Below are 19,813 nucleotides of genomic sequence, written 5' to 3' on the forward strand. Positions count from 1 at the left end.
GAGTGTCCATGAGTTTCCCGCTGTTCCCCCTCAACACCGTGCTGTTTCCCGGCTGCCGCCTCGACCTGCAGATCTTCGAGGCGCGTTACCTGGACATGATCGGCCGCTGCATGAAGCAGAGCGGCGGGTTCGGCGTGGTGGCCATCGTCGAGGGCGAGGAAGTCGGCGATGCGCCGGAGCGCTACAGCCTGGTCGGCTGCGAGGCGCATATCCGCGACTGGCAGCAGCGGCCCAATGGTTTGCTGGGTATCCGTGTCGAAGGTGGGCGGCGCTTCCGCGTGCTCTCCGCCAACGTGCAGACGGACCAGTTGACGGTGGCCGAAGTGCAGTGGCTGGACGAGCAGCCCGACCAGCCGCTGACCAAGGAGCACGACGACCTTGCGGCATTGCTCGAGGCGCTGTCCATGCACCCGATGGTCTCCGCGCTGGAGATGGGCGGGGAGGTCAACGGCCAGCAGGCACTGGCCTGCCAGCTCGCCTACCTGCTGCCCTTCGAGCGCGACCAGAAGCAGGTGCTGCTGGAGATGGACGACCCCACCGTACGCCTGGCGCGCATCCAGGTGCTGCTGGAGCAGTTGCAGGGCGACTTCGTTGCCTGACACGCCATCTCCTGCAGGGATACATCGGCGCGCTGGGGGAGGAAGAGCCCAGGCACGATTTCCCCATGAGAAACGACAAGGCCCGCAATCGCGGGCCTTGTGCTTTCACGGGTAGATCCAGCGATCAGAACGAATCGCCCGGCACCCGTACCCAGCCTTCCATCAGGATGCGCGAGCTGCGGCTCATGATGGCCTTGGTCACGGTCCACTCACCGTTAACCTGTTTCGCCTCGGCGCCTACGCGCAGGGTGCCGGAGGGGTGGCCGAAGCGCACGGCGCTGCGTTCGCCACCGCCGGCGGCGAGGTTCACCAGGGTGCCGGGGATGGCGGCTGCGGTGCCGATGGCCACGGCGGCGGTGCCCATCATGGCGTGGTGCAGCTTGCCCATGGACAGCGCGCGAACCAGCAGGTCGACATCGCCGGCCTGGACTTCCTTGCCGCTGGAGGTGACGTAGTTCTTCGCCGGTGCGACGAAGGCGATCTTCGGCGTGTGCTGGCGGGTCGCGGCTTCTTCCGGGGTCTTGATCAGGCCCATGCGCAGGGCCCCGGCGATGCGGAATTTCTCGAAACGCGCCAGCTGCTCGGGGTCGCCATTGATCGCTTCGCGCAGTTCGGCGCCGGTGTAGCCGATGTCCTGGGCGTTGACGAAGATGGTCGGGATGCCGGCGGTGATCATGGTCGCCTTGAAGGTGCCGATGCCGGGGACTTCCAGATCGTCCACCAGGTTGCCGGTGGGGAACATGGCGCCGCCGTCTTCACCGTCGTCGGACGGGTCGAGGAACTCCAGCACGATCTCGGCGGCGGGGAAGGTCACGCCGTCCAGCTCGAAGTCGCCGGTCTCCTGCACCTGGCCGTTGGTGACGGGCACGTGGGCGATGATGGTCTTCTGGATATTCGCTTGCCAGATACGCACCACGCAGGTGCCGTTGTCTGGGATGCGCGACGGGTCGACCAGGCCGGCGTGGATGGCGAAGGATCCGGCGGCGGTGGAGAGGTTGCCGCAGTTGCCGCTCCAGTCGACGAAGGCCTTGTCGATGGAAATCTGCCCGTAGAGGTAGTCGACGTCGTGGTCCGGCTGGCTGCTCCTGGACAGGATCACGCACTTGCTGGTGCTGGAGGTCGCGCCGCCCATGCCATCAATGTGCGCGCTGTACGGATCGGGGCTGCCGATCACGCGCATGAACAGCTGGTCGCGGGCTGGGCCGGGCACCTGGCAGCGCTCGGGCAGGTCCTGCAGGCGGAAGAACACGCCCTTGCTGGTGCCGCCGCGGATGTAGGTGGCGGGGATCTTCACTTGAGGTACGTGGGGCATGGGTCGGGTCCGTGGGTGTTCGGTGGTGGGCTGCCCTCTCCCCCAACCCTCTCCCTGAAGGGAGAGGGTTGGGGGAGAGGGGCTTTCAACCCGGCCCGCCGCATGGCAAGCCGGGGCCGTTACATCACGCCACGGACGACTCGAGGAAGTCCTTGGCGAAGCGCTGCAGCACGCCGCCGGCGTTGTACACCTTCACTTCGGCGGCGGTGTCCAGGCGGCAGGTGACCGGGACTTCGACCACTTCACCGTTGCGGCGATTGACCACCAGGGTCAGGTCGCAGCGCGGCGAGACGTCGCCCTTGATGTCGTAGGTCTCGGTGCCGTCCAGGCCCAGGGTCAGGCGGGTGGTGCCCGGCTTGAACTCCACCGGCAGCACGCCCATGCCCACCAGGTTGGTGCGGTGGATGCGCTCGAAGCCTTCGGCCACGATCACTTCCACGCCCGCCAGGCGAACGCCCTTGGCCGCCCAGTCGCGGGACGAGCCCTGGCCGTAGTCGGCACCGGCGACGATGATCAGGTTCTGCTTGCGGTTCATGTAGGTTTCGATGGCTTCCCACATGCGCATCACCTTGCCTTCGGGCTCGACGCGGGCCAGCGAACCCTTCTTCACCTCACCGTTGACCACGGCCATTTCGTTGACCAGTTGCGGGTTGGCGAAGGTGGCGCGCTGGGCGGTCAGGTGGTCGCCGCGGTGGGTGGCGTAGGAGTTGAAGTCTTCCTCAGGCAGGCCCATTTTCGCCAGGTATTCGCCGGCCGCGCTGTCCAGCAGGATGGCGTTGGACGGCGACAGGTGATCGGTGGTGATGTTGTCCGGCAGGATCGCCAGCGGCAGCATGCCCTTGAGCGTGCGCTCGCCGGCCAGCGCGCCTTCCCAGTACGGCGGACGGCGTATGTAGGTGGACATCGGGCGCCAGTCGTACAGCGGGCTTTCCGCTTCCTGCACGCTGCCCAGATCGAACATCGGGATGTAGACCTGCTTGAACTGCTCGGGCTTGACGCTGGCGGCGACGATGGCGTCGATCTCTTCGTCGGAGGGCCAGAGGTCCTTCAGGGTGACGGGGTTGCCGTCCTTGTCGGTGCCCAGCGGGTCCTGCTCGATATCGAAGCGCACGGTGCCGGCGATGGCGTAGGCGACCACCAGCGGCGGCGAGGCGAGGAAGGCCTGCTTGGCGTACGGGTGGATACGCCCGTCGAAGTTGCGGTTGCCCGAGAGCACGGCGGTGGCGTACAGGTCGCGGTCGATGATCTCCTTCTGGATCACCGGGTCCAGCGCGCCGGACATGCCGTTACAGGTAGTGCAGGCATAGGCGACGATGCCGAAGCCGAGCTTCTCCAGCTCTGGCAGCAGGCCGGCTTCTTCCAGGTACAGCTTGGCGACTTTCGAACCCGGCGCGAAGGAGGTCTTCACCCACGGCTTGCGCAGCATGCCCAGCGCGTTGGCCTTCTTCGCCACCAGGCCGGCGGCGATGACGTTGCGCGGGTTGGAGGTGTTGGTGCAGCTGGTGATGGCGGCGATGATCACCGCGCCGTCGGGCATCAGGCCCTGGGCTTCTTCCCCCTTGCCTTCCTGCAGCTTGGCTTCGTCGGCGATGCCGCGCTCGGCCAGTGCCGAAGTCGGCAGGCGGCGGTGCGGGTTGGACGGGCCGGCCATGTTGCGTACGACGCTACCCAGGTCGAACTCCAGCACGCGCTCGTACTCGGCGGTTTCCAGAGCGGTGCTCCAGAGGCCGAGGGTCTTGGCGTAGTTCTCCACCAGCTCTACCTGCTCGGGCTCGCGGCCGGTGAGCTTGAGGTAGTCGATGGTCTGGCCGTCGATGTAGAACATCGAGGCGGTGGCGCCGTATTCCGGGCACATGTTGGAGATGGTCGCGCGGTCGCCGATGGAGAGGCTGTCCGCACCCTCGCCGAAGAACTCGACGTAGGCGCCGACCACGCGCTCCTTGCGTAGGAACTCGGTGATCGCCAGGACGATGTCGGTGGCGGTGATGCCCGGCTTGCGTTTGCCGGTGAGCTTCACGCCGACGATGTCGGGCAGGCGCATCATCGACGGGTGGCCGAGCATCACGGTCTCGGCCTCGAGGCCGCCGACGCCGATGGCGATCACGCCCAGGGCATCCACGTGCGGAGTGTGCGAGTCGGTGCCGACGCAGGTGTCGGGGAAGGCCACGCCACCGCGCGCCTGGATCACCGGGCTCATTTTCTCCAGGTTGATCTGGTGCATGATGCCGTTGCCGGCCGGGATCACATCGACGTTCTTGAACGCGGTCTTGGTCCAGTCGATGAAGTGGAAGCGGTCCTCGTTGCGGCGGTCCTCGATGGCGCGGTTCTTCTCGAACGCATCCGGGTCGAAGCCTGCGGCTTCCACGGCCAGCGAGTGGTCGACGATCAGCTGGGTCGGCACCACCGGGTTGACCTTGGACGGGTCGCCGCCTTTTTCGGCGATGGCGTCACGCAGGCCGGCGAGGTCGACCAGTGCGGTCTGGCCGAGGATGTCGTGGCAGACCACGCGCGCCGGGTACCAGGGGAAGTCGAGGTCGCGCTTGCGGTAGACCAGCTGCTCCAGGGAGGCGGTCAGGTCCGCCGGCTCGCAGCGGCGCACCAGCTGTTCGGCCAGCACGCGGGAGGTGTAGGGGAGCTTGTCCCAGGCGCCGGCCTGGATCGCTTCGACGGCCTCGCGGGCGTCGAAGTAATCCAGCGCGGTGCCGGGCAGGCGCTTGCGGAATTGGCTGTTCACGGTGGCGTTCATAGTTATTTACGGTCCTTGAGCGGCACGAACTTCAGGTCTTCAGGGCCTGTGTAGTTGGCGCTCGGGCGGATGATCTTGCCGTCGATGCGTTGCTCGATGACGTGAGCGGACCAGCCGGCGGTGCGGGCGATGACGAACAGCGGGGTGAACATCGCGGTGGGCACGCCCATCATGTGGTAGCTCACGGCGCTGAACCAATCGAGGTTGGGGAACATCTTCTTGATGTCCCACATGATGGTTTCCAGGCGCTCGGCGATGTCATACATCTTGGTGTTGGACTGCTCGTTCGACAGCTGGTGAGCGACTTCCTTGATCACCTTGTTGCGCGGGTCGGACACGGTGTAGACCGGGTGGCCGAAGCCGATCACGACTTCCTTCTTCTCGACGCGGGCGCGGATATCGGCCTCGGCTTCGTCCGGGTTGTCGTAGCGTTTCTGGATCTCGAAGGCCACCTCGTTGGCGCCGCCGTGTTTCGGGCCGCGCAGCGCGCCGATGGCGCCGGCGATGCAGGAGAACATGTCCGAACCGGTGCCGGCGATAACGCGGGAGGTGAAGGTGGAGGCGTTGAACTCGTGCTCGGCGTACAGGTTGAGCGAGGTGTGCATGGCGCGCACCCACGACTCGCGGGGCTTCTCACCGTGCAGCAGGTGCAGGAAGTGGCCGCCGATGGAGTCGTCGTCGGTCTCGACGTCGATGCGCTTGCCGTTGTGGCTGAAGTGGTACCAGTAGAGCAGTGCGGAGCCCAGGGAAGCCATCAGCTTGTCGGCGATGTCGCGGGCGCCCGGGTGGTTGTGGTCGTCCTTCTCCGGCGACAGGCAACCGAGCACGGATACGGCGGTGCGCATCACGTCCATCGGGTGGGCCGAGGGCGGCAGGGTTTCCAGGGCGGCCTTGACGCCGGCCGGCAGGCCGCGCAGGGCTTTCAGCTTGGCCTTGTAGCCGGCCAGTTCGGCAGCGTTGGGCAGCTTGCCGTGGACCAGCAGGTGGGCGATTTCCTCGAAGTCGCAGCGGTTGGCGAAATCCAGGACGTCATAGCCACGGTAGTGCAGGTCATTGCCGGTACGGCCGACGGTGCACAGGGCGGTGTTGCCAGCGGCGGTGCCACTCAGGGCCACGGACTTCTTCGGCTTGAAGCCGGTGGTGGTTTCTGCGGTAGCGCTCATCGCGTGTCTCCTCATCAAATCCGGTTGCTTGTTCTTGTCCCCCGGCATGGGCCGAGGTTTCGGTTCGAATCTGGTTGGCGGATAACGCCTGCGGCGTTATGCGCCCTACGGTGCATCAGGTCTGGAGTAGGGCGAATAACGCGAAGCGTTATCCGCCGTTGTCGCCGGGATTACTTCTTGCCAGCGGCAAACAGGGCGTCGAGCTTCTGCTCGAAGGCGTGATAGCCGATGCGGTCGTACAGCTCGGCACGGGTCTGCATCAGTTCGATCACGTTCTGCTGGTGACCTTCCTGGCGGATCGCGGTGTACACGGCTTCGGCGGCCTTGTTGGCGGCGCGGAAGGCGGACAGCGGATACAGCTGGATGGCCACGCCGACCGAGGCCAGCTCGTCACGGGTGAACAGCGGGGTTGCGCCGAACTCGGTGATGTTGGCCAGGATCGGCACGTTCAGCGCATCGACGAAGCGCTTGTAGGTCGGCAGGTCGTAGGCGGCTTCGGCGAAGATCGCATCGGCGCCGGCCTCGACGTAGCGCAGGCAACGCTCGATGGCGGCGTCCACGCCTTCGGCCTGGATGGCGTCGGTGCGGGCGATGAGGAAGAAGTTCGGGTCGGTCTTGGCGTCGGCGGCGGCCTTCACGCGGTCAGCCATTTCCTCGACGGAGACGATTTCCTTGCCCGGACGGTGACCGCAGCGCTTGGCGCCAACCTGGTCTTCGATGTGGGCGGCAGCGGCGCCGGCCTTGATCAGGTTCTTGACGGTGCGCTCGATGTTGAAGGCGCTGGGGCCGAAGCCGGTGTCGATGTCCACCAGCAGCGGCAGGTCGCAGACGTCGGTGATGCGGCGAACGTCGGTGAGCACGTCGTCCAGGGTGTTGATGCCCAGGTCCGGCAGGCCGAGGGAACCCGCCGCCACGCCGCCACCGGAGAGGTAGATGGCCTTGAAGCCGGCGCGCTTGGCCAGCAGGGCGTGGTTGGCGTTGATCGCGCCGATCACCTGCAGCGGCTTTTCTTCGGCAAGGGCTTCACGGAAACGTTGGCCGGCGGTCTTGTTGCTCATTGTTCACCTCGTTCGTTGGCTGTCTTGGCTTGGGCGTCCAGGTAGTGACGCTCCATATTGCGTTTCGAGGCGCCGATGTGACGGCGCATCAGCAACTCGGCCAGTTCGCCGTCACGATCGGCGATGGCATCGAGAATCCGGTGGTGCTCGGAGAAGGCCTGGCGCGGGCGGTTGGGCGTCGCCGAGAACTGCAGGCGGTACATGCGCACGAGCTGGTACAGCTCGCCGCAGAGCATGCGGGTGAGGGTGCGATTGCCGCTGCCCTGAATGATCCGGTAGTGGAAGTCGTAGTCGCCTTCCTGCTGGTAATAGCCGCGGCCGGCCTGGAACGCCTCGTCGCGCTCGTGGGTGTCGAGCACCCGGCGCAGCTCGTCGATCTCGGCCTGGCTCATGCGCTCGGCGGCCAGGCGGCAGGCCATGCCTTCGAGGGATTCGCGGATCTCGTAGAGCTCCAGCAGCTCCTCGTGGCTGAGCGAAACCACCCGCGCACCGACGTGCGGCACGCGCACCAGCAGCTTCTGGCCTTCCAGGCGGTGGATTGCCTCGCGCAGCGGGCCGCGGCTGATGCCGTAGGTGCGCGCCAGTTCCGGCTCGGAAATCTTGCTGCCGGGGGCGATCTCGCCCTTGACGATGGCCGACTGGATCTTGCGGAACACGTGTTCCGACAGGGTCTCGCCGTCGTCGCTGGCAGGGGGGGGAGAATCAGGCTATCGCTCATGGTGTCGACAATCTTCTTGATGTGCGGCGAAAGCTACCCCCGGAAAAGCCTTCGGTCAATCAAGATCTGATGAATTGTCGACAATCGTCTAATGGGGACCTTTGGTTATGCCGAGGCGGGCGGCTCGCTGGGGGCCGTTGTACGGGAGAATGATGCGCGAGAATGGCGGATATCCCCTCGTCGGCTGCTGTGCCGGCGCGCTGCAGGCCCGCTAGGATCGGGGGAAACGCCGGAAGAACTGCCCATGCAACTCTATGACCGCTATGTGCTGCCCCGACTGATCGACTTCGCCTGCGGCATGGGTGATGTGATGAAGCAGCGCTCGCTGCTGGTGCCCCGTGCGCGCGGCCGGGTACTGGAGATCGGCATGGGCACCGGCCTGAACCTGTCGTTCTACGATCCGGCGAAAGTGTCGACAATTGTCGGCGTCGACCCGGCGGCGCAGATGCAGAAGCTCGCCCGCAGCCGGGCCGAGGCGATCGGCATTCCGGTGGACATGGTGGCGCTGGAGCTGGGGCAGATTCGTGCCGACGCCGGCAGCTTCGACAGCATCGTCTGCACCTTCACCCTGTGCAGCATCCCCGATGCGGTGGCGGCGCTGAAGGAAATGCGCCGGGTACTCAAGCCCGGTGGCGAGTTCCTCTTCTGTGAACATGGTCTGGCGCCGGATGCCGGCGTGCGGGCCTGGCAGCACCGCCTGACGCCGGTCTGGAAGCCGCTGGCCGGCGGCTGCCACCTGGACCGCGACATGCCGGCGCTGATCGAGTCCGGCGGCTTCCACCTGCGCGAACTGATCCAGGACTACCTGCCGGGGCCGCGGCCGATGACCTACGTCTACCGTGGCATGGCCGACTGACGCCCGGGCAGGCGGTCGAGCACCTCGATGCTGAGGATGTAGGCGCTGCGCACGTAGAGGTCTTCCGGTCGCAGGAGCAGCCCCATGTCCGACTGACAGTCGTTCATGCGCACCACGAAAGGCGCCTCGCCATCGCACAGCGCGCAATAGTCTCCCTGGCTGATCCAGCCCTGGAGCACAGAGGACTCGCGGTTGTGCGCGCGAACCACGACTTCGACCTTGAGCTGATTGTCCATTGCCACGTCACTCCACGGCGGGGAAAAGAGGTGGCAGACCTTAACGTCCGTCCTGAATGGTCTCTGTCAGGTTGTTCTGAATGGCCTGTGGGACTATCCCTGGCGTATCAGGCGACCCGGTCGGCCGGGGTGACGTTGAGGATGTGCGTGCCGCTGAGGAACAGGTCCTGCACCGGGCCGGTGGGGCAGTGGCGGCTCTGGCAATCACCCAGGCGCACCTCGAAGGGCGCGCGGCCGTCGCACAGGGCGAGGTAATCCTCGCGACTGATGCGGCCGTGGAGGATGCGTTGCGGGCGGTAGGGAGACCAGGTCTCCACATCGACCCAGAGACTGTCGGAAGCGAGGTTCATGGCAGTGGTCCGGCCGTTGGGAAAGGGGCGAGTACTCTAGACAGCGGACCAGCGCCAAATTCATCAGAACCTTCCGGGATATTTGTAGGAATTTATTTTTGGCTGACTGACGGCACCGTCTTACGGCAGCGCCCGGTAGGCCTCGGCCCAGTCCTGGGCGAAGTCTTCGAAGCGCGTCGACGTGGTATTGGCTGGCGAGCGCACCTCCTGCGCCCGAACCCGCCCGCTGTTGATCGCCTCGCCCAGTTCCGCGTAGCACGCGGCAACGCTGGCGGAGCAACCGGCTTCGCGCAGTGCGCTCTCCAGTTCCGGAGGCGAAACCGGCACATAAGGCAGGTCCGGCCGGCCGATGGCCGCCCCCAGCAGCCGGGTCGCCTGGGCGTAGCTGAGGTCGCGCTGGCCGAGCACTTCGCGGGTCACGTGGCCCTGCCAGTCGCGGTCCCGCAGGGCGCGACTGGCGGCATCGGCGACGTCCTGGGTGGCGACCATCGGCACCGGCACATCCGGCGCCACCGCATCGCTGTAGCAGTCGTAGGCGCGGACGATTTCCAGCGCGCCGTACAGGTTCTCGAACAGCGCACCGGAACGCAGCATCAACACGTCCACCTCCGGCGGCAGCTCGCGCAGGCGCTGTTCCTGATCGTGCATGCTGATGATCGGCCCGGTGCCGGCGGGCACCTCGGCGCCCACGCTGCTCAGGAACACCACGCGGCGCACGCCGCTGTCGCGGATCGCCGCGAGGATTGCCTCGCCCTGGGCAGCCTGCTGCTGGCGATAGTCCTCGGTGTCCGGGCCGTAGGCGAGCAGGGTGTAGACCGCTTCCGAGCCGCGGAAGGCCTTGCTGAGGAAGGCGGCGTCGTGCGGCTCGCCCACGGCGATCTGCGCACCGGCGGCCGCCAGCGGCGCCAGGCGTTCGGCATTGCGGCCCAGGGCGCGAACGGGCACGCCGGCTTCCAGCAGGGTCTGGCAGATTCTCGAACCGGTGCGGCCGGTGGCTCCCATTACGGTAATCATGGCGGTGTCCTCGCTGTTGGCCGTCCCGCGGCGCCCGCCGTGGGTTCGTTGGCCCGGGTTCAGTTTCCTGCCAAAGAGCTGGACGGTTAATGCCTGGAAATCGCTTCTTCGTGCTTATTCGTCCAGGAGTGCTGGACGCCGCCGGACTGCCGGACCAGTCTCAAGACCATGAACGCTCCTACCGCCATTCAGGACCCGACCGACGCCTGGGTTTCCAACGATCCTCTGGGCGAAGCCCTGCATTTCCTGCGCATGAGCGGCACCTTCTATTGCCGCTCCGAATTCACCGCACCCTGGGGGCTGGACCTGCCAGCCATGCCGCAGTGTCTGATGTTCCATGTGCTGACTGTCGGCGAATGCTGGCTTGAAGCCGAGGGCGACGAGCCGCGCCGGCTGACGCCGGGCGACCTGGTGCTGGTGCCCCACGGCGAGGGCCACCGGCTGGTGAGCGCGCCGGGGGAAGCGGCGACGGCATTGTTCGACCTGCCGCGCGTCTACGCCAGCGACCGTTACGAAGTGCTGCGCCAGGGCGGAAGCGGGGCGCCGACGGCGATGATCTGTGGCGCGGTGCGCTTCGATCATCCCGCCGCGCTGCAACTGGTGCGCCTGCTGCCGCGGGTGCTGGAGGCGCAGGTGCGTGACCCCGGCCAGCGCGACTGGCTGATGAGTACCTTGAGGTTGATGGAAAACGAAGCACGGGCCATGCGCCCCGGCGGTGAAACGGTGATCACCCGGCTGGCCGACATCCTGGTGATCCAGGCCATCCGCGCCTGGATCGAGCAGGACCCGGCCGCCCAGACCGGCTGGCTCGGCGCCTTGCAGGATCGCCAGCTGGGCCGCGCGCTGAGCCTGGTCCACCGCGACCCGGCGCGGGACTGGAGCCTCGCGTCGCTGGCCGGCGCGGCGGCCATGTCGCGCTCCGCCTTTGCCGCCCGTTTCGCCGAAAAGGTCGGCATGCCGGCCATGCACTACGTCACCCGCTGGCGCATGCATGTGGCGCTGAGCTGGTTGCAGGAACGGGAGATTGCCGTGGCCGAACTGGCCGAGCGCCTCGGCTACCAGTCGGAGGCGGCGTTCAGCCGGGCGTTCAAGCGCTTTATCGGCGTCTCACCGGGCAGCGTGCGGCGCAGCCTGTAGGAGCGGGCCATGCGCGTGATCGCGGGCATGGCCCGCTCCTACAGGGTGATGCCGGTGCCGACGGTCGTGCTGCCCCGTAGGGCGCATGACGCGTCAGCGTTATCCGCCGCGGGGCTTCGACGGATAACCTGTTCCAGGTTATGCGCCCTACGTCTCTGCCGGCGGCAGGCGCGGCCCGGCAAGGGGTGGGTTCAGAGCTGGATATCGTCGCGGATCAACACGCAGGTGCAGCCGTCTTCGTCTTCGCGCCAGTCGTGGAGGAAGTACATCTGGATCTTGCCGCCGTCCATCACCGCCAGGTAGTCGCCCACTTCCGGGACGAAGAAGGCGGAAGTGCCGGGCTGTGCTTCGCACTCGATGCGGGCGCTGAAGAACAGCGCCGGGTCAGCGTCGTCGAAGAAGTCTTCGCGCTCGGCGGCGTCCCACTCGATGGGCGCTTCGAAGGGGCCGAGGAACAGCACCTTGGCGTCGCCCATGTCCAGCTCTTCGGCGTCCGGGTCGTTGTCGTCCGGGCGGTAGACGGTGGCGTCCAGCGCGCTGCTGTCGGCGAGGATGGCCTGGCGCGAGGCCATGCGCTGCTGCGGGTCGACGCCGGCGTCGGCGCAGAGCTGGTTCCAGAGGGTTTCGGCTTGGGTGGACATGATGGCTCCCGCTCGTGCGGCCGGTTCAAAGGCCGATAGTGTCCGGGACGGCGGAGCAGAGATCAACGCCCTGCGTCAGCGCGACCGAGGTCGTGCTGACGCATCACGATTCGCTCAGCGCGCGCTGATGCGGGTGCGCATCTGGTCCATGCGCTCGATCAGGCTGTCGACTTCCTGCTTGAGCAGGTCGAGGAAATCGGTCGGCTCGCAGCTTTCCAACTCGTAGCCGTCGTACAGCGCGAGGCTGCCGTCGGCGCGGAAGCCGTAGTAGCGCGGATCGCTCTGGACCTTGAGCACCGGCGCGAAGTCCACGATGCCCTGGCGGCGGACTTCGGCCAGCTGCACGCTCAGGCTCAGCCATTCAGGGATGTCCTCGGCCAGCCCGAACACCAGCAGGCCGCACCAGAAGGTCCAGGCGGGACCGACGTCGAAGGCCTTGGCCGCAGGCCAGGACTCCTCCCGTGCGGTGATGTACAGGCCACCAAGTTTGGATAGTGTCAGCAGACGGAAGGCCTCCGGCAGGGCGAAGCCCAATTCCGCTTCGTAGCGCTCCAGGGCGGCGGGCTCGGCCTTGCCGGCCACCACTTCGAAGTGCTCGATCTCGATGGGTTCGAGAATCTTCCAGATGTCTTGCAGCAGAGCGTCTTCAGTCATTGCCAATCCTTTTCCGAGTGACTGTCAGTCGTGTGCGAGGCGCGCCGTCACAGGCCGTACTTCTTCACCTTGTCGAACAGCGTGGTCTTGGCCATGCCCAGTGCGTGCGCGGCCTGGCTGAGGTTGCCGGCGTGGCGTTCGAGGGCGGTGGACAGCAGGCTCTTCTCGAAGGCTTCCACGGCCTCGGCGAAGCGCGGCTCGCCGGCGTCCGGGCCGAGGTTGCCGCCGGCCAGTACCGGCAGGCCGAGGGCGAAGCGTTCGGCGACGTTGCGCAACTCGCGCACGTTGCCCGGCCAGTCGTGGGCCATCAGGGTGGCGGCGGTGGCGTTGTCGATGGGGGGCGCCGGGCGGTCGAATCGCAGCGAGGACTGCTGCAGGAAGTGCTCGAAGAGCATCAGGATGTCTTCGCGGCGCTCGCGCAGCGGCGGCAGGTTCAGGGTGATGACGTTGAGGCGGTAGTAGAGGTCGCTGCGGAAGCTGCCTTCGCGGCCCATGGCGGCGAGGTCGGATTTGGTCGCGGCGATCACCCGGCAGTCCACGCGGATCAGTTCGTTGGAGCCCAGGCGTTCCAGCTGCTGTTCCTGCAGCACGCGCAGCAGTTTGATCTGCAGGTTCAGCGGCATGCTCTCGATCTCGTCAAGGAACAGGCTGCCGCCGTCGGCGTGCTCGATCTTGCCGATCCGCCGCTTACCGGCGCCGGTGAAGGCATGGGCCTCGTGGCCGAAGATTTCGCTGTCGATCAGGCTTTCCGGCAGGCCACCGCAGTTGAGCGCGACGAAGGGTTTGGGCTGGCGCCGGCTGGAGTCGTGCAGGCAGCGCGCGACCAGTTCCTTGCCGGTGCCGGTCTCGCCTTCGATGAGCACGTTGGCGGAGGTGTCGGCGACGTTGGCGATCAGTTCGCGCAGCGCCTGCATGGCCGGTGAGCGACCGATCAGCCGGCTTTCCAGGGCCTGTTTGCCGGCGAGCTGGCGCCGCAGCTGGCTGACTTCGCGGGTCAGGGCGCGCTGGGCGAGGGCGCGGCGCGCGGTGTCCACCAGCTTCTCGGGGGAGAAGGGTTTCTCCATGAAATCGTAGGCGCCGTCGCGCATGGCCTTGACCGCCATGGCGATGTCGCCGTGGCCGGTGATGAGCACCACCGGCAGGCTGGGGTCGCGCTCCTTGAGTTTCTCCAGCAATTGCAGGCCGTCCATGCCGGGCATGCGGATGTCGCTGACGACGATGCCGGGGAAGTCGGCGCCGACCTTCTTCAGCGCTTCCTCGGCACTGCCCACGCTGTCGGTCTCGATGTCTTCCAGGGCCAGCGCCTGCTGGCAGCCGAGGCGCACGTGGGGGTCGTCCTCGACGATCAATACGCGCAGGGAAGGGTCGCTCATGCGGGTGTCTCCATGGCGGGCAGCAGCGGCAGGTTCAGCTCGAAGGCGGTGCCGCCGGCCTCCGGGTAGGCCACGCCGAGGCTGCCGCCGGCGGCGGTGGCGAGGCTGGCCGATAGGGTCAGGCCCAGGCCCAGGCCGAGTTCGCCGGGCTTGGTGGTGAAGAAGGGTTCGAACAGGTGCTGGCGCGCATCCTGCGGGATGCCGGGGCCGTTGTCGCGGACCACCAGACGGTAGTGGCCGTCGCCTTCGCTGCGGCCTTCCAGCCAGAGCTGGCGGTCGACCTGCGGACCCATGGCGTCGAGGGCGTTGGCGATCAGGTTGACCAGGATCTGTTCCAGGCGCGTCTGGTCGATGGCCAGCTGCGCGTCGGGGTAGTCGCGGTGCAGGGTCACCGGCACTTCGGAGAGCCGCCCCTGCAGCACCATCACGGCGGCGTCCACCGCCTTGCTCAGGGTTGCCTGGCCGTGGTCGTCGGCGCGTCGGGCGAAGGCGCGCAGGCTGGCGGTGATGCGGCCCATGCGGTCGACCATTTCCGCGATGGCTTCGAGGTTGCTGCTGGCGACGTCCAGCTTGCCGCGTTCGAGGAAGCGCACGCTGTTGCTCGACAGGGTGCGCAGCGCCGCCAGCGGCTGGTTGAGTTCATGGGCGATGCTGGTGGACATCTGCCCGATCACCGCCAGCTTGCCGGCCTGGACCAGGCGGTCCTGGGCCTTGCGCAGGGTGTCCTCGGCCTGCCGGCGTTCGCGGATCTGCTCGCGCAGGTGCTGGTTGCTGGCGCGCAGGTCTGCGGTGCGGTCGGCGATACGCCGCTCCAGGGCGTTGTTGGCCTGCTCCAGTGCCTCACGGGCGGCGAGGCGGGTGGCGATGACCTTGCGCCGCTCATTCCAGGCGATCAGCAGGAAGGCGAACAGGGCGAAGCCGACGGCGGCCAGCACGCCGTGCATCAGTGCTTCGCGGCGCAGGTCGGCCAGCGGGGTGAGCAGGGTGAAATTCCACGGCGTGTCGCTCAAGCTGCGCGTCTGCATCAGGTAGCTGAGCGGCTTGTGGCTGTCGGCGTGCTCGCCCGGCGGGAAGCTGATTTCCTCGACGCCTTCACCGAGAGGTTTGCGCGCCAGCGGCTGCCATTCGTTGAGCGCCCACCAGTAGTACTGCAGGCTGCGGGCGAGGCGTTCCTTGTCCTGGTCGCTGAGCGGGCGCACGGCCTTCAGGCGCAGGGCCGGGTCGCTGGAGAGGATGATGATGCCGTTCTCGTCGCTGACGAAGGCTTGCAGGCGTGCCTTCTCCCAGCGTTCTTCGAGGGATTCCATGCGCACCTTGACCACCGCCACGCCGACGATCTTGCCGCCGTGAACGAGGCCATGGGCGAGGTAGTAACCGGGTTCGCCGGTGGTGCTGCCGATGCCGTAGAAGCGTCCGGGGCGGCCGCTCACCGCTTCCTGGAAGTAGGCGCGGAAGGACAGGTCTTCGCCCAGGTAGCTGTCGGCGTCCTGCCAGTTGCTGGTGGCGAGCACCCGGCCGGAGGTGTCCAGCAGGTACACGGCGCGGCTGCCGGCGCGGCGGTTGAGGCCTTCCAGGTAATGGTTGACGCGGTCGCGGTGCAGCGGCGTCGGGTCCACCAGCAGGCGGCTGACGCTGCCTTCGAGTTCCAGCAGGCTGGGCAGGTAGGTGTAGCGGCTGATCTCGCTTTCCACGCCACGGGCGTGCAGTTCCAGCTGGCGTTCGCCGGTCTCGATCAGGGTGCGGGTGCCGGCGCCTTCGCTGATCAGGTAGCCGCCATAGCCGAAGCCCAGGGTGAGCAGGAGCAGGAGGAAGGGCAACAGGTAGTTGCGCACGAGGCGTGGCTTCACGGTCAGCGGCGGCGGCAGTGGGCTGGAAGCGCATTGCAGCACAGTCGCCGAGGCCGAACCAGCCCAACGCCGGGGGGCGGCGATGGACTGGCTCGGGTACCACACGGTGCGTCCGCCGGGGCTTAGGGCTTGACCACCATGCCGATGCCGCGGCCGCGCGGATCGGAGGCGGTTTCCAGAGCCTTGCCGTTGACACGGATGGCCTGGATGTCACCCATGTTCCAGCCCTGGTCTTCCAGGGTGTAGCCCATGGCTTTGAGCTCGTCGGCAACCTTGCCGGTGAGCGGCGCGTATGCGTCGTAGTAGATGGTGTCCTTGGGCAGCAGCTGGTGATGCACGCGCTGCGCGGCGACTGCCTTTTCCAGGGGCAGCTTGTAGTCGTAGACGTTGTTCAGCACCTGGAAGATCGAGGTGAAGATCCGCGAGCCGCCGGGGGTGCCCAGCACCAGGCTGACGTGGCCGTCGCGGGTGACGATGCTCGGGCTCATGGAGGAGAGCATGCGCTTGCCCGGCTCGATGGCGTTGGCGTCGCTGCCCACTACGCCGAAGGCGTTGGCCACGCCCGGCTTGGAGCTGAAGTCATCCATCTCGTCGTTGAGCAGGAAGCCGGCGCCCTTGACCACCACGCCGCTGCCGAAGTCCCAGTTGAGGGTGTAGGTGTTGCTGACGGCGTTGCCGTCCTTGTCGACGATGGAGAAGTGCGTGGTCTGGTGCGGCTCCAGGCCGGGACGGACTTTCTCGGTGGCCGAGATGGCGTCCGGGTTCACTTCTTTGGCGCGCTTGGCGATGTACTTGGCGTCGGTCAGCTGGGCCACCGGCACCTTGGAGAACTGCGGGTCGCCCAGGTAGTCGGCGCGGTCGGCGAACACGCGCTTCTCGATTTCCGCGAGCAGGTGGATGTACTTGGCGGAGTTCAGCTCCACACCCTTGAAGTCGGCGGCGCGCTGTTCCTTGATGCCGATCAGCTGGGCCAGGGCAATACCGCCGGAGCTTGGCAGCGGCGCGGTGTAGAGGGTGTTGCCCTGCCAGTCGATGCGCATCGGTTCGCGCCACTTGGCTTGGTAGCTGGAGAGGTCATCGGCGCTGATCAGGCCGCCGTCCTGCTTCATCTGTGCGATCAGCAGCTTGGCGGTCTCGCCCTTGTAGAAGTCGTCCGGGCCCTTGTCGGCAATGCGCTCCAGGGTCTTGGCGAGCTCGGGCTGCTTGAAGGTCTCGCCCGGCTTCATGGTGCCGAAGTAGTCGCCGAAGTTGGTCTTGCCGTTGAACAGCGCGATGGCGTCCTGGCGGTACTGGTACTGCTGGTCGGCGACCCGGAAGCCGCTCTGCGCGTAGCCGATGGCCGGGGTCAGCAGCTCGCTCCACTTCAGCTTGCCGAAGCGCTTGTGCGCTTCCCACAGGCCCATCACGGTACCCGGCACGCCGGCGGCCTTGGCGCCGACCAGGCTGAGGTTCTCGATCACCTCGCCCTTGTCGTTCAGGTACATGGTCTTGGTCGCCGCCTTGGGGGCGATCTCGCGGTAGTCGAGGAAGTAGGGCTTGCCGTCGACGTACAGGGTCATGAAGCCGCCGCCGCCGATGTTGCCGGCTTCGGGGTAGGTGACCGCGAGGGTGAAGGCGGTGGCGACCGCGGCGTCGACGGCATTGCCGCCTTTCTTGAGGATCTCGGCGGCGACCTTCGCACCGTACTGGTCGGGGGATGCGACCGCGCCGCCGTCGAGAGTGACGGCGAACACCGAAGAACTCGCCGCGAGGATCGCGACGCCCAGGGGCATCTTGCTGAAGTGGAACACGCGCATGGAACTTCCTTATTTATTCTTGTGCTTGCGGTGAGGTTGAACGCCCCGGCGTACCGGGGCCTTCGGGTGAATCAGAACGGCTGGATCAGTGCGGCAGGATCTTGGCGAGGAACTGCTGGGTGCGCTCGGCGCGGTTCTGCAGGTCGCCGAAGAATTCCTCCTTCGGGCAGTCCTCGACGATCTGCCCGCGGTCCATGAAGATCACCCGGTCGGCGACCTTGCGCGCGAAGCCCATCTCGTGGGTCACGCACATCATGGTCATGCCTTCCTGGGCGAGCTGGACCATCACGTCGAGCACTTCGTTGACCATCTCCGGGTCGAGCGCCGAGGTCGGTTCGTCGAACAGCATGACGATCGGGTCCATCGCCAGCGCGCGGGCGATCGCCACGCGCTGCTGCTGGCCGCCGGAGAGCTGGCCGGGGTGTTTGTGCGCGTGAGCCTTGAGGCCGACGCGGTCGAGCAGCTTCATGCCCTTGTCCATCGCCTCTTCCTTGCTCCGCCCCAGTACCTTGCGCTGGGCGATGGTGAGGTTCTCGGTGATGGTCAGGTGCGGGAACAGCTCGAAGTGCTGGAACACCATGCCGACCCGCGAACGCAGTTTCGGCAGGTCGGTCTTCGGGTTGGCGATGGAGGTGCCGTCGACGGTGATATCGCCCTTCTGGAAGGGCTCCAGCGCATTGACGCACTTGATCAGGGTCGACTTGCCCGAGCCGGACGGCCCGCAGACCACCACCACTTCACCCTTGGACACCTTGGTGTTGCAGTCGGTGAGCACCTGGAAGTCGCCGTACCACTTGCTGACGTTATCGATGGAGATCATACGGTTAACCTTTTCTGCAGGCGCTTCACGCCGAAGGACGCGGCGAAGCTGATGACGAAGTAGACGAGTCCGGCGAAGATCAGGAACTCATGGGGTTGGCCGATGATGTCGCCACGGGAGCGGGCGGCGTTGAGGAAGTCCATCAGGCCGACGCTGTAGACCAGCGAGGTGTCCTGGAACAGGATGATGCTCTGCTGCAGCAGCAGCGGGGTCATCTTGCGGAATGCCTGGGGCAGGATGATCAGGCGCATGGACTGGCCGTAGGTCATGCCCAGCGCGTAGGACGCGCCGATCTGGCCCTTGGGGATGGCCTGGATGCCGGCGCGGACGATCTCGCAGTAGTACGCCGCCTCGAACATCATGAAGGCCACCAGGCACGAGGTGAACGCGCCCACGGGGGTGTCCTGACCGGTGATCCAGCGCAGGATGAACGGCACCGCGAAGTAGAACCAGGTGATCACCAGCAGCAGCGGGATCGAACGGAAGTAGTTCACGTAGAAGCCGGCGATGTTCGACAGCAGCTTGCTGTTGGACAGCCGCATCAGCGCGAGGATGGTGCCCAGCACCACGCCGCCCAGCACACCCAGCACCATCAGCTGCAGGGTGGTGAGCATGCCTTCCCAGAGGCCGGGGAGGGCGGGGACGATCTGACTGAAGTCCATCATTTACCTCCCACGGAGATCAGGCCCGGCACCGCTACCTTGCGCTCGACGAAGCGCATGATCAGCATCAGGCTCATGTTCAGGGTGAAGTAGATCGCGGTGGCGAGGGTGAAGGCCTCGAACAGGTTGGCGCTGAATTCGGCGGTCTGCTTGGTCTGCGCCAGCAGCTCCATCAGGCCGATCAGCGAGGCCACCGAAGAGTTCTTGAAGACGTTGAGGAATTCCGAGGTCAGCGGCGGAATGATGATCCGGAAGGCCTGCGGCAACAGCACGTGACGGTAGATCGACGGCAGGCGGAAACCCACGGCGCTGGCGGCGGCGAGCTGGCCCTTGGGCAGCGCCTGGATGCCGGTGCGCACCTGTTCGCAGACCCGCGCGGCGGTGAACAGACCCAGGCACACGACGACGCTGATGAAGGCCGAGGTTTCCGGGGCGATGCCCAGCTTGAACCAGTCCTGGATCGGCTGCGGCAGGTAGTCGGGTACGAAGAAGTACCAGAGGAACAGCTGCACCAGCAGCGGCACGTTGCGGAACAGCTCCACGTAGGCCGTGGCAATGCCCGACAACCAGCGGTTGGGCAGGGTGCGCATCACGCCCAGCAGCGAGCCGAGCGCCAGGGCGATGACCCAGGCCGCGAGCGAGACGGCGATGGTCCAGCCAAGGCCGGTGATGTACCAGTCCAGGTAGCGTTCGTCGCCAATCCCGGTGGACTTGAAGAACACGCCCCAGTCCCAGTTGTAATCCATGACGGGTTTCCCCTCGATTGCTTTGCACGGTTGCTTGGTACGCTACGGGGCCGGACGCGGGCGCAAGGCCGCCCGCCACCCGCGG

At 66.5% G+C, this 19,813-nt stretch carries 19 protein-coding genes; 3 read left to right on the forward strand and 16 right to left on the reverse strand.

The genetic code is table 11. From position 1 onward, the window contains the following. The first annotated feature begins 8 nt into the window (after positions 1-8). Complete coding sequence (locus IB275_RS04245; RefSeq protein ID WP_192290304.1) at positions 9-599, forward strand: LON peptidase substrate-binding domain-containing protein; 591 nt, start codon at positions 9-11, stop codon at positions 597-599. 124 nt (positions 600-723) lie between these two features. On the opposite strand, the gene prpF is transcribed toward IB275_RS04245, so the two are convergent. The 5 genes from prpF to IB275_RS04270 all read right to left on the reverse strand — a co-directional run bounded on the left by prpF (position 724) and on the right by IB275_RS04270 (position 7,546). Beyond that, a complete protein-coding gene (gene prpF / locus IB275_RS04250) occupies positions 724-1,911 on the reverse strand; it encodes a 2-methylaconitate cis-trans isomerase PrpF (protein WP_192290302.1) in 1,188 nt (395 codons plus the stop codon). 124 nt (positions 1,912-2,035) lie between these two features. Then, a complete protein-coding gene (gene acnD, locus IB275_RS04255; RefSeq protein WP_192290300.1) occupies positions 2,036-4,645 on the reverse strand; it encodes a Fe/S-dependent 2-methylisocitrate dehydratase AcnD in 2,610 nt (869 codons plus the stop codon). Positions 4,646-4,659: 14 nt separating this feature from the next. Continuing rightward, positions 4,660-5,820: a bifunctional 2-methylcitrate synthase/citrate synthase gene (gene prpC / locus IB275_RS04260; RefSeq protein WP_081517267.1), complete on the reverse strand. Its 1,161-nt coding sequence runs from the start codon at positions 5,818-5,820 to the stop codon at positions 4,660-4,662. Positions 5,821-5,990: 170 nt separating this feature from the next. Continuing rightward, positions 5,991-6,878, reverse strand: a complete 888-nt coding sequence (gene prpB / locus IB275_RS04265; protein WP_138212114.1) for a methylisocitrate lyase — start codon at positions 6,876-6,878, stop codon at positions 5,991-5,993. Continuing rightward, entirely contained in the window at positions 6,875-7,546 is a 672-nt protein-coding gene (locus IB275_RS04270) for an FCD domain-containing protein (protein ID WP_494514434.1), read from the reverse strand. Before IB275_RS04270 ends, prpB begins: the two co-directional genes overlap by 4 nt. A gap of 294 nt (positions 7,547-7,840) precedes the next feature. Here IB275_RS04270 and IB275_RS04275 point away from each other — a divergent pair, with 294 nt between their 5' ends. Continuing rightward, a complete protein-coding gene (locus IB275_RS04275) occupies positions 7,841-8,452 on the forward strand; it encodes a class I SAM-dependent methyltransferase (protein ID WP_081517270.1) in 612 nt (203 codons plus the stop codon). Here the strand turns inward: IB275_RS04275 and IB275_RS04280 are convergent. The 3 genes from IB275_RS04280 to IB275_RS04290 all read right to left on the reverse strand — a co-directional run bounded on the left by IB275_RS04280 (position 8,431) and on the right by IB275_RS04290 (position 10,052). Then, the gene (locus IB275_RS04280; protein ID WP_192290297.1) at positions 8,431-8,688 is read right to left on the reverse strand and encodes a hypothetical protein; all 258 of its coding nucleotides are present in this window, start codon (positions 8,686-8,688) and stop codon (positions 8,431-8,433) included. The genes IB275_RS04275 and IB275_RS04280 overlap by 22 nt on opposite strands. A 107-nt stretch (positions 8,689-8,795) precedes the next feature. Further along, on the reverse strand, positions 8,796-9,038 hold the full coding sequence (locus IB275_RS04285) for a hypothetical protein (protein WP_192290295.1): 243 nt from the start codon (positions 9,036-9,038) through the stop codon (positions 8,796-8,798). A gap of 120 nt (positions 9,039-9,158) precedes the next feature. Continuing rightward, positions 9,159-10,052, reverse strand: a complete 894-nt coding sequence (locus tag IB275_RS04290) for an NmrA family NAD(P)-binding protein (protein WP_192290293.1) — start codon at positions 10,050-10,052, stop codon at positions 9,159-9,161. Between the two features lie 168 nt (positions 10,053-10,220). Between IB275_RS04290 and IB275_RS04295 the strand changes: the two genes are divergently transcribed. Then, the gene (locus IB275_RS04295; protein ID WP_192290291.1) at positions 10,221-11,189 is read left to right on the forward strand and encodes an AraC family transcriptional regulator; all 969 of its coding nucleotides are present in this window, start codon (positions 10,221-10,223) and stop codon (positions 11,187-11,189) included. Between the two features lie 191 nt (positions 11,190-11,380). On the opposite strand, the gene IB275_RS04300 is transcribed toward IB275_RS04295, so the two are convergent. From IB275_RS04300 to IB275_RS04335, 8 genes are all read right to left on the reverse strand, one after another. After that, a complete protein-coding gene (locus IB275_RS04300; protein ID WP_192290289.1) occupies positions 11,381-11,830 on the reverse strand; it encodes a hypothetical protein in 450 nt (149 codons plus the stop codon). Positions 11,831-11,944: 114 nt separating this feature from the next. Further along, positions 11,945-12,484: an SMI1/KNR4 family protein gene (locus IB275_RS04305; RefSeq protein WP_192290287.1), complete on the reverse strand. Its 540-nt coding sequence runs from the start codon at positions 12,482-12,484 to the stop codon at positions 11,945-11,947. Between the two features lie 47 nt (positions 12,485-12,531). Beyond that, complete coding sequence (gene aauR, locus IB275_RS04310) at positions 12,532-13,857, reverse strand: two-component response regulator AauR (protein ID WP_192290285.1); 1,326 nt, start codon at positions 13,855-13,857, stop codon at positions 12,532-12,534. Continuing rightward, positions 13,854-15,746 (reverse strand): sensor histidine kinase, encoded by a 1,893-nt coding sequence (locus IB275_RS04315; RefSeq protein WP_192290657.1) that lies wholly within the window; start codon positions 15,744-15,746, stop codon positions 13,854-13,856. The genes aauR and IB275_RS04315 overlap by 4 nt, the downstream gene beginning before the upstream one ends. 80 nt (positions 15,747-15,826) lie before the next feature. Then, complete coding sequence (gene ggt, locus IB275_RS04320) at positions 15,827-17,500, reverse strand: gamma-glutamyltransferase (RefSeq protein WP_192290283.1); 1,674 nt, start codon at positions 17,498-17,500, stop codon at positions 15,827-15,829. An 85-nt stretch (positions 17,501-17,585) separates the two neighbouring features. After that, on the reverse strand, positions 17,586-18,320 hold the full coding sequence (locus tag IB275_RS04325) for an amino acid ABC transporter ATP-binding protein (RefSeq protein WP_081517280.1): 735 nt from the start codon (positions 18,318-18,320) through the stop codon (positions 17,586-17,588). After that, complete coding sequence (locus IB275_RS04330; protein ID WP_138520248.1) at positions 18,317-18,985, reverse strand: amino acid ABC transporter permease; 669 nt, start codon at positions 18,983-18,985, stop codon at positions 18,317-18,319. Before IB275_RS04330 ends, IB275_RS04325 begins: the two co-directional genes overlap by 4 nt. Further along, on the reverse strand, positions 18,982-19,728 hold the full coding sequence (locus tag IB275_RS04335) for an amino acid ABC transporter permease (RefSeq protein WP_081517282.1): 747 nt from the start codon (positions 19,726-19,728) through the stop codon (positions 18,982-18,984). The genes IB275_RS04330 and IB275_RS04335 overlap by 4 nt, the downstream gene beginning before the upstream one ends. Positions 19,729-19,813 lie beyond the last annotated feature (85 nt).

Source organism: Pseudomonas sp. PDM21 (assembly GCF_014852505.2).
Lineage (GTDB): Bacteria > Pseudomonadota > Gammaproteobacteria > Pseudomonadales > Pseudomonadaceae > Pseudomonas.